This is a genomic window from Streptomyces sp. NPDC002463, assembly GCF_042889835.1.
Lineage (GTDB): Bacteria > Actinomycetota > Actinomycetes > Streptomycetales > Streptomycetaceae > Streptomyces > Streptomyces nymphaeiformis.
Genome location: NZ_JBIARL010000008.1, coordinates 355,335 through 371,498, shown reverse-complemented (window position 1 = coordinate 371,498; position 16,164 = coordinate 355,335). Strand labels below are relative to the sequence as shown.

The 16,164-nt window shown below is 73.9% G+C and carries 8 protein-coding genes and 1 pseudogene; 8 read left to right on the top strand and 1 reads right to left on the bottom strand.

Annotated elements, in window-relative coordinates; translation table 11 throughout:
• From ACFYX3_RS19100 to ACFYX3_RS19065, 8 genes and pseudogenes are all read left to right on the top strand, one after another.
• A partial coding sequence (locus tag ACFYX3_RS19100; protein ID WP_389014558.1) for a type I polyketide synthase occupies nt 1-2,754 on the top strand: 2,754 nt, incomplete at its 5' end.
• Nucleotides 2,755-2,783: 29 nt separating this feature from the next.
• Nucleotides 2,784-8,390, top strand: a pseudogene (locus ACFYX3_RS19095) (SDR family NAD(P)-dependent oxidoreductase); the annotation flags it as partial.
• A gap of 60 nt (nt 8,391-8,450) precedes the next feature.
• Nucleotides 8,451-9,728 (top strand): activator-dependent family glycosyltransferase, encoded by a 1,278-nt coding sequence (locus ACFYX3_RS19090; RefSeq protein ID WP_389014555.1) that lies wholly within the window; start codon nt 8,451-8,453, stop codon nt 9,726-9,728.
• Between the two features lie 99 nt (nt 9,729-9,827).
• Nucleotides 9,828-10,751: a glucose-1-phosphate thymidylyltransferase RfbA gene (gene rfbA / locus ACFYX3_RS19085; protein WP_359514753.1), complete on the top strand. Its 924-nt coding sequence runs from the start codon at nt 9,828-9,830 to the stop codon at nt 10,749-10,751.
• Between the two features lie 87 nt (nt 10,752-10,838).
• Nucleotides 10,839-11,960 carry a DegT/DnrJ/EryC1/StrS family aminotransferase gene (locus ACFYX3_RS19080; RefSeq protein ID WP_389014551.1) on the top strand — a complete coding sequence of 374 codons (1,122 nt, stop codon included), beginning with the start codon at nt 10,839-10,841 and terminating at the stop codon, nt 11,958-11,960.
• Nucleotides 11,961-11,986: 26 nt separating this feature from the next.
• On the top strand, nt 11,987-12,586 hold the full coding sequence (locus tag ACFYX3_RS19075; RefSeq protein ID WP_116158793.1) for a dTDP-4-dehydrorhamnose 3,5-epimerase family protein: 600 nt from the start codon (nt 11,987-11,989) through the stop codon (nt 12,584-12,586).
• The gene (locus ACFYX3_RS19070; protein ID WP_389014547.1) at nt 12,583-13,581 is read left to right on the top strand and encodes an NAD-dependent epimerase/dehydratase family protein; all 999 of its coding nucleotides are present in this window, start codon (nt 12,583-12,585) and stop codon (nt 13,579-13,581) included. Before ACFYX3_RS19075 ends, ACFYX3_RS19070 begins: the two co-directional genes overlap by 4 nt.
• Nucleotides 13,578-15,008, top strand: a complete 1,431-nt coding sequence (locus ACFYX3_RS19065; protein ID WP_389014544.1) for an NDP-hexose 2,3-dehydratase family protein — start codon at nt 13,578-13,580, stop codon at nt 15,006-15,008. The genes ACFYX3_RS19070 and ACFYX3_RS19065 overlap by 4 nt, the downstream gene beginning before the upstream one ends.
• A gap of 91 nt (nt 15,009-15,099) precedes the next feature.
• On the opposite strand, the gene rfbB is transcribed toward ACFYX3_RS19065, so the two are convergent.
• A complete protein-coding gene (gene rfbB / locus ACFYX3_RS19060; protein ID WP_389014541.1) occupies nt 15,100-16,080 on the bottom strand; it encodes a dTDP-glucose 4,6-dehydratase in 981 nt (326 codons plus the stop codon).
• Between the last annotated feature and the right edge of the window lie 84 nt (nt 16,081-16,164).

Sequence of the window (16,164 nt, the reverse complement as noted above, 5' to 3'; positions counted from 1 at the left end):
AACCGGGTCGACGTGCCGACGTATCCGTTCCAGCGTGAGCGGTACTGGCTGGAGGCCCCGGCGGGTCGGGTGACCGACCTGCGTTCGGCCGGTCTGGACAACACCGGACACGCACTCCTCGGCGCGGGCGTCCCGCTCGCCGGTTCCGGCGGTCACGTCTTCACGGCGCTCCTCTCCGCCCGTACCCATCCGTGGCTCGCGGAGCACCGCGTCGGCGGCGTCCTCCCCGTGCCCGGCGCGGCCCTCGTCGAGGCCCTGCTGCGGGCCGGTGACGAGGTCGGTTCCGGCTGCCTCGACGAGCTGGTGATCGTGTCCCCGGCGGTCCTCCCGGAGGGCGGCGAGCTCCAGCTCCAGCTCTCGGTGGGCCCGGAGGCCGAGGACGGCCGGCGCGAGGTCGTCCTGTACGGCAGGGTCGACGCTTTCGCCGAGTGGACCACGCACGCGACCGGATTCCTCGGCGCGCTGCCGGGGGACGAGCCCGACGACTGGCCGCGTGAGTGGCCGCCGGCGGGCGCCGAACCCGTCGACGTCACGGGGCTGTACGAGGGGCTGGCCGAGGCCGGTCTCGCGTACGGTCCGGTGTTCCGCGGCATCCGCGCGGCCTGGCGAGGCGTGGACGGCGAGCTCTTCGCCGAGGTGCGGCCGGAGCAGGCGCCCGGCACGACCGGGTTCACCCTGCATCCCGCCCTGTTCGACGCGGCCGTCCACGCGGCGGCCCTGGCGGGTGACGAGGCGCGGCCCATGCTGCCGTTCTCGTGGACCGGCGTCACCCTGTACGCGGGGGGCGCGTCCGAGCTGCGCGTACGGATCACCGGCAAGGGAACCGGCGCCGCCGGTGCCACGGACACGTACGCCGTGCATGCCGCGGATCCGGACGGGCGGCCGGTCCTCGGGGTCGAGACCCTGCTCGTCCGCCCGCCGGCCGAGGCTCCGGCCCGTACGCCGGACCACCTGTACCGCCCCGAGCGGGTCGAGGTCGCCGTCGGCCGCGCGGACGCCCCCGCCCCGGAGGCCTGGGCCGTCGTCGGCGGCACCTCCTCCGGTGTCACCGAGGCCCTGCCGTCCGAGGCGGAGCGGTTCGCCGACCTGGCCGCTCTCGGCGCGGCGGTGGACGGCGGCCGGAAGGCCCCCGCCGCCGTCTTCGTACCGCTCGCGGTGACGGGGACGGCACAGGAGGAGGCCGTACGGACGCTCGGCACGGTCCAGGCATGGCTGGCCGACGACCGGTACGCGGACACCCGGCTCGTCTTCCTCGGCCGGGCCACGGACCTCGGGGCGCCGGACGGCACCGACGCCCCGGTCAACGACATCGCCCTCGCCGAGGCCGCCGTACGCGGTCTCGTCCGGTCGGCGCAGACCGAACACCCGGGGCGCTTCCTGCTCCTCGACCTCGATCCGGCCGAGAAGCCGGACGCCCCGCGGCTCGCCGCCGTCCTCGCGCTCGACGAGCCGCAGCTCGCCCTGCACGCGGACGCCGTCCTGGCCCCGCGGCTGCTGCGGGCCCCGGCCCCCGCGGCCCCGGCGCCCGAGTGGGGCGACAGCGTGCTCGTCACCGGCGGCACCGGCACCCTGGGCGGGCTCGTCGCGCGGCACCTCGTCGCCGGGCACGGCGTCCGGCGGCTCGTCCTCGTCAGCCGCCGGGGCGCCGACGCCCCGGGCGCCGGCGAGCTCCTGGCCGACCTCCGGGAAGCGGGCGCCGAGGCCGTGGCCGTCGCGGCCGACCTGTCGGACCGGGCGGCGGTCGCGGCCCTGCTCGCCGACCACCCGGTGACGGCCGTCGTGCACGCCGCGGGCGTCCTCGCGGACGGGACCGTGGAGTCGCTGAGCCCCGAGGACTTCACGACCGTGTTCCGTCCCAAGGCCGACGCCGCCGTCCACCTGGACGAACTCACCCGGGACGGAGGGGTGACGGCGTTCGTGCTGTTCTCCTCGATCGCGGGTGTCCTCGGCACGCCCGGCCAGGCCAACTACGCCGCCGCCAACTCCTTCCTGGACGCGCTCGCGGCACGGCGCCGGGCCGAGGGCTTCCCGGCGGTGTCGATCGCCTGGGGCCTGTGGGAGGAGTCCAGCGGAATGACCGCCGGCCTCGCCGAGCAGGACCGCCGCCGCATGTCCGCGGACGGCGTCCTGCCGATCCCCAGCGGGCAGGGGCTCACGCTCCTCGACGCGGCCGGCGCCTCCGACTCCCCGGTCCTGGCGGCGCTGCGGTTCGACCGGGAGGCGCTGAGGGCCCGCGCGGAGGCCGGTACGCTTCCGGCCCCGCTCCACGGACTCGTCCCGGCGCGCAACCGCCGGGCCGCCGCAGCCCGGACGGCGGGCGCGGCCGCCGAGCCCGCGCTCCTGCGCCGGCTGCGCGGACTGCCCCCGGCCCAGCGCTCCCAGGCGGCCGTCGCGGCCGTCGTCGCGGAGACCGCGGCCGTTCTCGGCCACAGCGGCACGGGGACGGTGAAGGCAGGCCGGGACTTCAAGGAGCTGGGCTTCGACTCGCTCACGGCGGTCGAGCTCCGCAACCGGCTGACCGCGGCGACCGGGCTCCGGCTGCCCGCCAGCATCGTGTTCGACCACCCGACCCCGCGCGCCGTCGCCGAGTACCTGCTCGGACTCCTGGAGCCCGCCGCGCCGGAAGGGAGCCCCGGGGACGCCCGGGGCGGCGCTCCCGACGCCGCGGACCGCCCCGCCCCCCGCCGTACCGAAGACATCGACGCGATGGACGCCGACGACCTGGTGGCCATGGTTCTCGGGCACGACGCCTGAAACCCCCAGCGCTGGAAAGGACTGGAACATTGACGAACTCCGACAGCCGGATCGTGGAAGCGCTGCGTGCGTCGCTCAAGGAGACCGAACGGCTCCGCGAGCAGAACCGCGAACTCGCCGCGGCCGCCCACGAACCGATCGCGATCATCGGCGCGGCCTGCCGCTACCCGGGCGGCGTCGCCTCCCCCGAGGACCTCTGGGACGTCGCCGCCGCCGGCGACGACCTCATCGGCCCGTTCCCCACGGACCGGGGCTGGGACCTGGCGAACCTCTTCGACGAGGACCCGGACAGCAAGGGCCGCACCTACGCCACCGGTGCCGGCTTCCTCTCCGACGTGGCCGACTTCGACCCGGCCTTCTTCGGGATCTCGCCGCGCGAGGCCGTCACCATGGACCCGCAGCAGCGGCTCCTCCTCGAAGTGGCCTGGGAGGCCGTCGAGCGGGCCCGGATCGACCCGGTCTCGCTGCGCGGCAGCCGCACCGGCGTCTTCGCCGGGATCATGGGCAGCACGTACGGCATGCGCCAGCTGATGGCGCCGGGCGGGGCGGGCGAACACGAGGGCTACCTCGGCAACGGCAGCCTCGGCAGCGTGACCTCGGGCCGCGTCTCGTACACGCTCGGCCTCGAAGGGCCGGCCGTCACCGTGGACACCGCCTGCTCGTCCTCGCTCGTGGCGATCCACCTGGCCGCGCAGTCGCTGCGCCGCGGGGAGAGCACCCTGGCCCTCGCCGGCGGCGCCACCGTGATGGCCACCCCGTCGCTGTTCATCGAGTTCAGCCGGCAGCGCGCGATGTCCACCGACGGCCGCTGCCGGTCCTTCTCGTCGACGGCCGACGGCACCGGCTGGTCCGAGGGCGTCGGCGTCGTGCTCCTGGAGCGGCTCTCCGACGCCGTACGCAACGGGCACCCGGTCCTCGCGGTCGTCCGCGGCTCCGCCGTCAACCAGGACGGCGCGTCGAACGGCCTCACCGCGCCCAACGGTCCCGCCCAGCAGCGGGTCATCCGCGCGGCGCTCGCCGACGCGGGCCTCGGGCCCGCGGACGTGGACGCCGTCGAGGCCCACGGGACCGGCACCCGGCTCGGCGACCCCATCGAGGCGCAGGCCCTCCTCGCCACCTACGGCCAGGACCGGGAACGGCCGCTGTGGCTCGGCTCCCTGAAGTCCAACATCGGCCACACGCAGGCCGCGGCGGGTGTCGGCGGCGTCATCAAGATGGTCCAGGCGATGCGGAACGGCGTGCTGCCCCGCACCCTGCACGTGGCGGAGCCCACCCCGCAGGTCGACTGGTCCGAGGGGGACGTCCGTCTCCTCACCGAGGCCACGCCGTGGCCGGAGGCGGACCGCCCGAGGCGGGCCGGCGTCTCCGCGTTCGGCGTCAGCGGCACCAACGCCCACCTGATCCTGGAACAGGCCCCGGAGGCCCCCGTGGCCGAGGAGCCGGAGTCGGGCGCGCCGGCGTCCGCCCGCCCGGCCCTCCCCGTCCTGTGGCCGCTCTCCGCCTCGGACGCCCCCGCACTCCGAGCCCAGGCGGCCCGCGCGGCGGCGCACCTCGGCGCGACCGAGCCCGCGGCCGAACTCGACGACGCCCTCGCGGCCGTGGCCGCAGCCGGGCTCGACACCGACTCCGCGGCCGAGCCCGCCACCGCCTCCCGCCCCGACGACGCCGCCATCGGCTGGTCCCTCGCCACCACCCGTGCCGCCCTGGAGCACCGCGCCGTCGCGCTCGGTGCCGACCGGGCCGAGCTCCTCGCCTCGCTCACGGCGATCGCCGAGGGCACCGCCGGCGGTGTGACCGGCCGTGCCACCGAGGGCGGCGTCGCCTTCGTCTTCCCCGGGCAGGGCAGCCAGTGGACCGGCATGGGCCGCGCCCTCATGGCCGCCTCGCCCGTGTTCGCGGAGTCGATGCGCGCCTGCGCCGAAGCGCTCTCCGCCCACGTCGACTGGGACCTCGTCGAGGTCCTGGACGACGAGGAGCAGCTGCGCCGCTGCGACGTGGTCCAGCCCGCGCTGTTCTCCGTGATGGTCTCCCTCGCCGCGCTCTGGCGCTCCCACGGCGTCGAGCCCGCCGCGGTCGTCGGCCACTCGCAGGGCGAGATCGCGGCGGCCCACGTCGCGGGCGTGCTCTCCCTGGAGGACGCCGTGCGGGTGGTGGCCCTGCGCAGCCGGGCCATCGCGGAGACCCTGGCCGGGCTCGGCGGCATGGTCTCGCTGCCCTGCTCCGCCGAGGACGCCGCCGCGCTCCTCGCGCCCTGGGGCGAACAGCTCACCGTCGCCGCCCACAACGGCCCCGACAGCACCACCGTGGCCGGTGACGCCCGCGCCGTCGAGGAGCTTCTCGCCCACTGCGAGACCGCGGACATCCGGGCCCGGCGGGTCCCCGTGGACTACGCGTCGCACAGCCACCACGTGGCCTCGCTCCGCGAGCGGCTGCTCGACGACCTCGCCGCGATACGGCCGCGGCAGGCCCTCGTCCCGTACTACTCCAGCCTCACCGGGGGACTCCTCGACGAGACCGACCTGAACGCCGAGTACTGGTACGAGAACCTCCGCCGGCCCGTCGCGTTCACGCGGGCCACCGAGGCCCTGCTCGCCGACGGCCACGAGCTGTTCGTCGAGTGCAGCGCCCACCCCGTCCTGACGACCCCGGTGCAGGCCACGGCCGAACGGGCGGGCTCCGACGCGGCCGTCATCGGCTCGCTCCGCCGCGACGAGGGCGGCCCGGACCGGTTCGCCCTCTCCCTGGCCACCGCCCACGTCCACGGCGCCGCGCTCGACTGGGCGACCGTCCTGGGCGCGGGGCTCCCGCGGGTCGACCTGCCCACGTACGCCTTCCAACGGCAGCGGTACTGGCTCGCCGCCCCCGACACGACGGGCGGCGACCCCGGCTCGCTCGGCCTCGACGTGCCCGGCCACGCCCTCCTGGGCGCGGGCACGGCCCTGCCCGGCACGGGCGGCTACCTCTTCACCTCCCGCCTCGCGCTCGACACGCACACCTGGCTGGCGGAGCACCTCGTGCACGACACGGCCGTCCTGCCGGGCACGGCCCTGGTCGAACTCGCCGTGCGCGCGGGCGATCAGGTGGGTCACCCGGTGGTGGAGGAGCTGACCGTCCTCGCGCCCCTCACCGTGCCCGCGACGGGCGGTGTCCTGCTCCGCGTCACCGTCGACGGCGCCGGGACCGAGGACGGTGACGGTACGGGCTCCGCCCGCACGGTCCACGTCCACGCCCGCCGCGAGGACGAGCCCGAGGACACGGCGTGGACCCTGCACGCCACCGGCACGCTGGTGCGCGAAGGCGCCGGCGCACCGCGCGGCCTGACCGTCTGGCCGCCCGCCGCCCCCGAGGCCGACCTCACCGGGCTGTACGACTCCCTCCACGACAAGGGCCTCGACTACGGCCCCGCCTTCCGCGGCCTGCGCCGGGTCTGGCGGGACGGCGCCGAGACCTTCGCCGAGGTGACGCTGCCCGACGAGGTCGCCACCGACGGCTTCGTCCTCCACCCCGCGCTCCTCGACGCGGCGCTGCACGCCGCCGCCGCCCGGCCCGAGGGCGGGCCGGACGGACCGGAGACCGGCGTGCCGCTCATCCCGTTCACCTGGGCGGGGGTCGTGCTGCGCACGGCCGGTGCCCGCAGCCTGCGGGTCCGCCTTGTCGGGACCGGCGAGAACACCCTGGCCCTGGACGTCTGCGACGCCGAGGGCGCCCCGGTCGCCTCGGTGGCCTCCCTGGCCGTCCGGCCGCTGGACGCGGCGCGCCTCGACCGCTCGGCGGCCGCCACCGTGCTGCCGTACCTGCCGGACTGGCGGCCGGTGACGGACCGCCCGCTCCCGGTGGAGCCCCATCTCCTCGACGGGGCCGACGAGTTCGACGCCCTCCAGGAGTCCGCCGGTCTCGCCGGGGCCGCCCTTCCGCCGCTCGTCGCCGTCCGGCTCACCACTGTGCCCGGCACGGCCGCGGCCGCCGCCCGTGCGCACACCCGCCGGGTCCTCGGCCTGCTCCACCGCTGGTCGGCCGAGCCCCACCCCGCCGACGCCCGTCTCGTGATCGTCACGCGCGGCGCGGCCGGCGACGACGCGACGGACCCGGGCCAGGCCGCCGTGTGGGGGCTCGTCCGCTCCGCCCAGTCCGAACAGCCGGACCAGTACGTCCTCGTCGACGAGGACCCGGCCACCGCACCCGACGACGAGCTCCTCCGCGCCGCGGTCGGCCACGCCGTCGCCGCCGGCGAGCCGCAGCTGCTGCTCAGGAACGGGACCCCGCACGTCCTGCGGCTGCGCCCGGCGGCCCCCGCGGCCCCCGAGGCCGAACCGCGCCCGCTCGCCGGCCCCGACGGCACGGTCCTCGTCACCGGCGGCAGCGGCGGCCTCGGCCGGCTGCTCGTCAAGCACCTGGCGGTCCGGCACGGCGCCCGGCACTTCACGGTCCTCTCGCGCCGCGGCGAGGACGCGCCCGGCACCCGCGAGCTCGCCGACGAACTCGCCGCCGCCGGTGCGGAGATCGCCTTCCGCGCCTGCGACGTCTCCGACCGGGACGCCCTCGCCGACGCCCTGGCCGCGCTCGACCGTCCGCTGCACACGGTCGTGCACGCCGCGGCCGTCCTCGACGACGGACTGATCGACACGCTGACCCCGGACCGCGTCGACACCGTCTTCCGGCCCAAGCTGGACGCCGCCGCCCACCTGGACGAGCTGACCCGGGACAGCGACCTGCGGGCCTTCGTCCTCTTCTCCTCTGCGGCCGGCGTCCTGGGCGGACTCGGGCAGGGCAACTACAGCGCCGCCAACACCTTCCTGGACGCCCTCGCCACCGTCCGCAGGAGCGCCGGGCTCCCGGCCACCTCCCTCGCCTGGGGCCTGTGGGAGCGCGAGAGCGACATGACCGCCCACCTCGGCACCGACAACCGCAGCCGGCTCGCGCGCGGCGGTCTGCGGCCGCTCACCGACGAGCAGGGACTCGCCCTGTTCGACGCCGCCCTCCTCGACCCCGCGCCCGTCCAGGTCACGGTCCGCCTCGACCCCCGGGCGCTGCGCGAACCGGAGGCCCTGCCCTCGGTCCTGCGTGCCCAGGCCACCGGCCGGTCCCGCCGCACGGCGGCGTCCGCCCCGACCGACGCGCGCGGCCTCGCCGAACGCCTCCTCGACCTGCCGCCCACCGGCCGGGAGCAGGCGCTCGCCGACCTCGTGTACGGGGAGATCGCCGGCGTCCTCGGCCACGGCTCCGGTCTCGACGACCCGGCCCGCCCGTTCAAGGACCTCGGCTTCGACTCCCTGACCGCCGTGGAGCTGCGCAACCGGCTCAACACGGCGACGGGTCTCCGCCTGCCGACGACCCTGGTCTTCGACCACCCGACCCCCACGGCGCTGCTCGCCTCGCTCCGCTCCCGCCTGCTGGGCGAGCCGGTCTCCCCGGAGAAGGCCCTGCTCGACGAACTCGACCGGATCGACGAGGCGTTCGCCGCCCTGGGTGCGGGCACCGAGCGCCGCGCGCTGACCGCGCGGCTCCAGACGCTCCTCGCCCGCTGGCGGGAGACGGGCGGAGCCCCCGCCGACGCCGCCGCGGACCGCGACGCGATCGAGACGGCCAGCGACGACGAGATGTTCGCGCTGATCGACACGGAGATCGGAGCGGCCTGACCGGCCGACACGCCCAGCACACCGCCGTACGACCGCAGCACAGAGAGGAGGAGGACCGACGTGCGTGTCCTCTTCACATCGTTCGCCCTGGACGCCCATTTCCTGGGCCAGGTCCCGCTCGCCTGGGCCCTGCGCTCGGCCGGGCACGAGGTACGGATCGCCAGCCAGCCGGCGCTGACCCGCACCATCACCGCCGCCGGCCTCACCGCCGTACCCGTCGGCTCCGACCACCACTGGCACGACGCGATGGCCGGCGAGGGGGGCGACGGCACCGAGCAGGGCTGGGACGCCATGCTCGACCTGGACCCCGCCGGCCCGCACGTCCACCACTGGGAGGTCCTGAAGGCCGTCCAGGAGCAGCTCACCGAGAAGTTCCTGGCCCCGGCCAACAACCCCTCGATGGTCGACGACCTGGTCGCCTTCGCCCGCCACTGGCGTCCTGACCTGGTGCTGTGGGAGCCGTTCACGCCCGCGGGGGCGATCGCCGCCGAGGCGGCCGGCGCGGCGCACGCCCGCCTGCTGTGGGGCGCGGACCTCTTCCTCGACCAGCGGCAGGCGTTCCTGCGCGAGCTGGAGCACCGGCCCGCCGCCGGGCGGCGGGACCCGGCCGCCGAGTGGCTGGACGGCCTGCTCGACCGGTACGGCCTCGTCTTCGAGGAGCGGCTGCTGCGCGGTCAGTGGACCGTCGACCAGATGCCCTCGGCGGTACGCCTGCCGCTCGAAGGGGACACCGTCCCGATGCGCTACATCCCGTACAACGGCACGGCCGTCGTCCCGGACTGGCTGCGCGAGCCGCCGGCCCGGCCCCGGATCTGCCTCACCCTGGGCATCACCGGCCGGGACGGGGGCGAGTTCCTGGGCGTGCCGCTGCCGCGGATCTTCGAGGCGCTGGCCGAGCTCGGCGACGTGGAGATCGTCGCCACCCTCAGCGCCTCCCAGCGCGAACTCGTCCCGGAACTGCCGGACAACGTCAGGGCCGTCGACTTCGTGCCCCTGCACGCGCTGCTGCCGACCTGTTCGGCCGTCGCCCACCACGGCGGGGCGGGGACCTGGTCGACCGCCGCGGCGTGCGGCGTGCCGCAGCTCGTCTTCCCGTCCGTGTGGGACGACTTCTACCGGGCGCGGCGCACCGCCGAGCTCGGCGCCGGCCTCGTCATCCAGCCCGACGCGCTCACCTCGGAGGGGCTGCGGACCGGGCTGCGGAGGCTCCTGGACGAGCCGTCCTTCGCCGACGGCGCCGAGCGCCTGCGGCGGGACATGCTCGCCGATCCCGCCCCGGGGGACGTGGTGGCGACGCTGGAGAAACTCGCGGGGGAGCACCAGGAATCGGCGTGGTGACCCCCCGGGACGAGGGGTCGCCGGCCGCGGCCCCCCGCCCTTACCTCAGGAAATGACCGGAACATCGGCCGGGAACATCGGAAACGGGGGCTTGGTGTCATGCGTGGAATTCTTCTGGCGGGCGGAACCGGATCACGGCTCTGGCCACTCACCTTGACGGTGTCGAAACAACTCATTCCCATCTACGACAAACCCATGGTGTACTACCCGCTGTCCACATTGATGATGGCGGGCATCACCGAGGTCCTCATCGTCACCAGCCACCGCGACCAGGAGCAGTTCCAGCGGCTCCTCGGCGACGGGAGCCAGTGGGGAATGGAACTCAGTTACGCGGTGCAGGACCGCCCCGGCGGAATAGCCGAGGCATTGGTGCTGGGGGCCCGTTTCATCGGCGACCAGCCGGTGGCGCTGATCCTCGGCGACAACATCTTCCACGGCAACGGGCTCGGCACGAGGCTGTCCGAGAACAAGGGGCTCACCGGCGCCCGCATCTTCGCCTACCCGGTCGCCGACCCCTCCCAGCTCGGGGTCGTCGAGTTCGACGAGTACGGCAAGGCGATCTCCCTGGAGGAGAAGCCGCTGCGCCCCAAGTCCCGTTACGCCGTACCGGGGTTGTACTTCTACGCCCCGGACGTCGTGGACATCGCCCGCGGCCTGCGCCCCAGCGCGCGCGGCGAGCTGGAGATCACCGACGTCAACGAGACCTATCTGCGGCGCGGCGACCTCCAGGTGACCGTGCTCGACCGCGGCGCGGCCTGGCTCGACACCGGAACCTTCGAATCGCTGGTCCAGGCATCCGAATACGTAAGGGTGGTGGAACAGCGCCAGGGTCTCAAGATAGGGTGCGTGGAAGAGGTCGCCTGGCGCATGGGCCTCATCGACGAAACCCAATTGCGAGTCCTCGCGGAGGATTTGCTCAAGAGCGGGTACGGCGCCTATCTGATGGATCTCCTCGCCCGGCCGAACGGCCCGTTCGAGGAGACCGGTCGGCGCGTACGAACCGCCGCCGCAGCACTCCGCTGACCTTCTTCCCCCCTTTCTTTGCGCATTTCCGTTCCGGCCGACGGTTACCCGGCCGTGCATTCGATCGACGTATCACGAGGAGCGACCGTGACCACCCATGTCTGGGACTACCTGCCGGAGTACGAGAACGAGAAGGACGACATCCTCGCCGCCGTCGAGAAGGTCTTCTCCTCCGGTCGTCTGGTGCTCGGCGAGAGCGTCCAGGGCTTCGAGCGCGAGTTCGCCGACTACCACGGCCTCGCCCACTGCACCGGTGTCGACAACGGCACCAACGCCCTCAAGCTCGCCCTGGAGGCCCTCGGCGTCGGCCCCGGCGACGAGGTCATCACCGTGTCCAACACGGCGGCGCCGACCGTCATCGCCATCGTGGGCGCCGGCGCCACCCCCGTCTTCGTGGACGTCCGCGAAGAGGACTTCCTCATGGACACCGACCAGGTCGAGGCCGCCATCACGCCCCGCACCAAGGTGATCCTGCCGGTCCACCTGTACGGGCAGTGCGTCGACATGGCCCCGCTGAAGCGGATCGCCGAGAAGCACGGCCTGAAGATCCTCGAGGACTGCGCGCAGGCGCACGGCGCCCGCCACCACGGCCGGATCGCCGGCACGATGGGCGACGCGGCCGCGTTCTCCTTCTACCCGACCAAGGTGCTCGGCGCGTACGGCGACGGCGGCGCCGTCGTCACCGCCGACGACGAGACCGACCGGGCCCTGCGCGCACTGCGCTACTACGGCATGGAGAAGGTCTACTACGTCGTCCGCACGCCGGGACACAACTCCCGTCTGGACGAGGTGCAGGCCGAGATCCTGCGCACCAAGCTGGCCCGCCTGGACGACTACATCGAGGGCCGCAACGCGATCGCCCGCCGCTACGAGGAGGGCCTCGGCGACCTGACCGGCCCCGGGCGCCTGCAGCTGCCCGCCACCAACGCCGGGAACACGCACGTCTACTACGTCTACGTCGTCCGCCACCCCGAGCGGGACCGGATCATCGAGGCGCTCAAGGCGTACGACATCAACCTCAACATCAGCTACCCGTGGCCGGTCCACACCATGTCGGGCTTCGCGCACCTCGGCTGGGGCGAGCAGTCGCTGCCCGTCACCGAGAGGCTCGCGAAGGAGATCTTCTCCCTCCCGATGTACCCGTCGCTGCCCGAGTCCGTGCAGGACAAGACCATCGCCGCCCTGCGCGACGTCCTGGCCTCCCTCTGACCGCCCCACCGAAAGGAACGACCACCATGCAGGTGCAGAGCCTGGACATCGAGGGCGTCTTCGCCTTCACGCCGCCCGTCTACAAGGACCACCGGGGCCTGTTCTCCTCCCCGTACCAGGACACCCCGTTCTCCGAGAACGTCGGGCACACGATCTTCCCCGTCCGCGACATCAGCCACAACATCTCCGCGCGCGGCGTCCTCCGCGGCGTGCACTTCACCAAGACCCCGCCCGGCCGCGCCAAGTACGTCTACTGCCCCTACGGCGCGGTTCAGGACGTCCTGGTGGACCTGCGCATCGGCTCCCCGACCTTCGGCCGCTGGGTCAGCAACGAGCTGAGCGGCGACGTCTGCCGCGCCCTGTACGTGCCGGACGGCGTGGGCCACGCCTTCCTGTCGCTCAAGGACGACTCGATGATCGTCTACGTCATGGCCGGCGGCTACGTACCCGAGAACGAGTACGCGATCACCCCGTTCGACCCCGAGCTCGGCCTGCCGTTCCCGCAGGGCGACTACCCCCAGTCCGAGCGGGACAGCATCGCCCCCACCCTCGCCGAGGCCCGGGAGCTCGGCATGCTCCCGACCTACGAGGACTGCAAGAAGATCGAGGACGGGCTGTGGGGATGACCCGCCCCCTGATCACGGTGCTGGGCGCCACCGGCTTCATCGGTTCGGCCGTGCTGCGGGAGCTGGCCGGCCGTGACGTGCGGATCCGGGCCGTCGCACGGCGGCCCGTCCCCGTCCCGGCCGGGGCCCGGGCCGAGATCGAGGTCCGCACCGCGGACCTCACCCGGCCCGGCGAGACGGCCGCCGCCCTCGACGGCGCCGACGTCGTCCTCCACACCGTCCTGTACAGCGCGGCCACCTCCACGTGGCGCGTCGAGGAGGGCGACACCGAGGCCGAGCGGGTCAACGTCGGTCTCGTCCGCGACATCGTCGACGCCCTCGCCGCCCGCGCCCCGGGCGGCCCGCTGCCGCGGGTCGTCCTCGCCGGCACGGTCGGCCAGGCCGGCCCGACCGGCGGGCGGATCCTCGACGGCACCGAGGAGGACCGGCCGCACGGCGAGTACGACCGGCAGAAGCAGGCCGCCGAGCGCACCCTCTTCGCCGCGCACGAGCGGGGCCTCCTGCTCGGCACCTCGCTGCGGCTGCCCACGGTCTTCGGCTCGGGGCCCGGCTCCACCGCCCACGACCGCGGCGTCGTCTCCGCGATGACCCGACGCGCCCTGGCCGGCGAGCCGATCACCATGTGGCACGACGGCACGGTCCGCCGCAATCTCCTGTACGTGGCGGACACCGCCCGCGCCTTCGCCGACGCGGCCCTCGACACCGAACCCCTCGCGGGCCGCCACTGGTTGGTCGGTGCCGACCGCGCCCAACCGCTCGGCGACGTGTTCCGGACCGTCGCCGACCTGGTGGCGGAGCGCACCGGCAAGCCTCCGATCCCGGTCGTGTCGGTGGAGCCGCCGGCGCACGCCGACCCCGGCGACTTCGCCGACATCGAGATCGACGCCTCGGCGTTCCGCACCGCCACCGGCTGGACCGCCCGCACGCCCCTCGACGAGGCGCTGCGGAGCACGGTCGCGCACCTGGCGGACGAACGGGAACGGGCCGCGTCATGAGCGGGGGCACGGACACGGCGACCGCCGGCGGCGGGGGAGCGGCCGCGTCCCTCCTCCTCGGCCCCCGCACGGACCCGTCGCTCGCCGTCCGCCTCGCCCACTCGGCCGCGGTCAGGGACAGCGGCTGCCGGCTCCGTACCGACGAGGTCGGCGACTGGCTCGCCGACCGGGCCCGCGCCCACCACTTCAAAGTGGAGCGGGTCCCGCTCACCGGCCTGGACGGCTGGTCCTTCCAGGAGGGCACCGGCGACCTCCGCCACCGCAGCGGCCGGTTCTTCTCCGTCGTCGGCCTGTCGGTGAAGAAGTCGGAGGGCCCGATCACCGAGTGGCGGCAGCCGATCATCCACCAGCCGGAGGTCGGCATCCTGGGGCTCCTCACCAAGGAGTTCGACGGCGTCCTGCACTTCCTCATGCAGGCCAAGATGGAGCCGGGCAACCGCAACCTGCTCCAGATCTCGCCGACGGTCCAGGCCACCCGCAGCAACTACCAGAAGGTGCACAGGGGTTCGGCCGTGCGCTACCTGGAGTACTTCACCGAGCGGGGCCGCAGCCGGGTGCTCAGCGACTCGCTCCAGTCCGAACACGGCTCGTGGTTCTACCACAAGGTCAACCGGAACATGCTGGTGGAGACCGAGGACGAGGTGGAGGTCGACCCGGACTTCTGCTGGCTCACCCTGGGGCAGATCGGCGAGCTGCTGCGCGACGACAACATCGTCAACATGGACGCCCGCACGATCATCTCCTGCTTCCCCGTCGCGGCGCCCGGCACGTCCGCGCTCCACTCCGACACGGAACTGCTCTCCTGGTTCACCGCGGAGCGGGCCCGCCACGACGTGGACGTCCACACCGTCCCGCTCGCCGAGGTCGGCGGCTGGGAGCACGACGAGCAGGGGCTCGCCCGCCCCGACGGCCGGTACTTCCGGGTCACCGGCGTCACGGTCGAGGCGGGCAGCCGCGAGGTCTCGGGCTGGTCGCAGCCGCTGATCGAGCCGACGGGCACCGGGATCGCCGCGTTCCTGTACCGAAGGATCGGCGGCGTGCCCCACCTGCTCGTCAACGCCAAGGTCGAGGCCGGCTTCCTCGACACGGCCGAGCTGGCCCCCACCGTCCAGGCCACCCCCGGCAACTGGGAGCCCCTCGCCCCGGAGCTGCGGCCGCGGTTCCTCGACACGGTCCTCGACGCCGTGGCGGAGGGCCGGGTCAGGTACGAGGCCGTCCACTCGGAGGAGGGGGGCCGGTTCCTGAACGCGGAGATCCGGTACCTGTTCATCGAGGCCGACGAGGAGACGGCACCGCTCGACCCGGGACCGGGCTACCAGTGGGCGACCCCCGAGCAGCTGAACACCCTGTCGATGCACGGCCGCTACCTGAACGTCCAGGCGCGCACCCTGCTCGCCTGTGTCAACGCGGGGGCCGTGCGCCTCTGAGACGCGTGAGCGCCGCCTGCCCTTCCGGCAGGCGGCGCTCAGCCGTCCGGTCCCGAGGCCGTACGGGCGGCCTCGGGACCGGACGGGCTTCCTAGGCGCGGGCCGCCGGGAGCAGCGGCTCCCACCAGGAACGGTTGTCCCGGTACCAGGAGATCGTGTCGGCGAGGCCGTCGGTGAAGGAGACCAGCGGCTCGTAGCCCAGCTGCTCCCGGCTCTCCTCGATGTCCAGCGCATAACGGAGGTCGTGGCCCTTGCGGTCGGCCACCTGCTCCACCAGATCCCAGCTCCGGCCGGTCGCCTTCAGGAGTTCTCCGACGAGTTCCCGATTGCTCATTTCCTGCCCGCCGCCCAGGTGGTACACCTGGCCGGCCCTGCCCCGGGAAAGCGCCAGTGCGATTCCTCGGCAGTGATCGCTCACGTGCAGCCAGTCGCGGACATTCGAACCGTCCCCGTAAAGCGGCACGGGATTTCCCGCGAGGAGTCGCGTGATGAAGAGCGGAATCACCTTTTCCGGGAATTGGTAGGGGCCGTAGTTGTTGGAGCAGCGGGTGAGGACGACGTCCATGCCGTGCGTACGGTGCTGGGCGAGGGCCATCAGATCCGAGGCGGCCTTCGACGCGGCGTAGGGGGAGTTCGGCGCGAGCGGCTGCCCGACCCGCCACACCCCCTCGCTGATCGACCCGTACACCTCGTCGGTCGAGACGTGCAGGAAGCGGCCCACGCCATGGCGCCGGGCGGCGTCGAGCAGGACCTGGGTGCCGATCACGTTGGTGGTCACGAAGGGGCCGGCGTCCGATATCGAGCGGTCGACATGGGACTCGGCGGCGAAGTGCACGACGGCGTCCTGACCCGCCATGACCTCGTCCACCGCGGCCGGGTCGCAGATGTCCGCCCGTACGAAGGAATATCCGGGAAGACCGGCCACGGGATCCAGGTTGGCGAGGACCCCGGAATATGTCAGCTTGTCGAGTACGGTGACGTGGTCGGCGGTGACCGCGAGCGAACCGCGCAGTAATTGACGGGCGAACTCGGACCCGATGAAACCGGCTCCGCCGGTGACGAGAATGCGCATTGCCCAGATTTTAGGGCAGGTTCTCGTGCGCCCCTAGGAGTAATGACCGGCAGTTGTTCTCGTGGATCATGCGACGAGAACGAG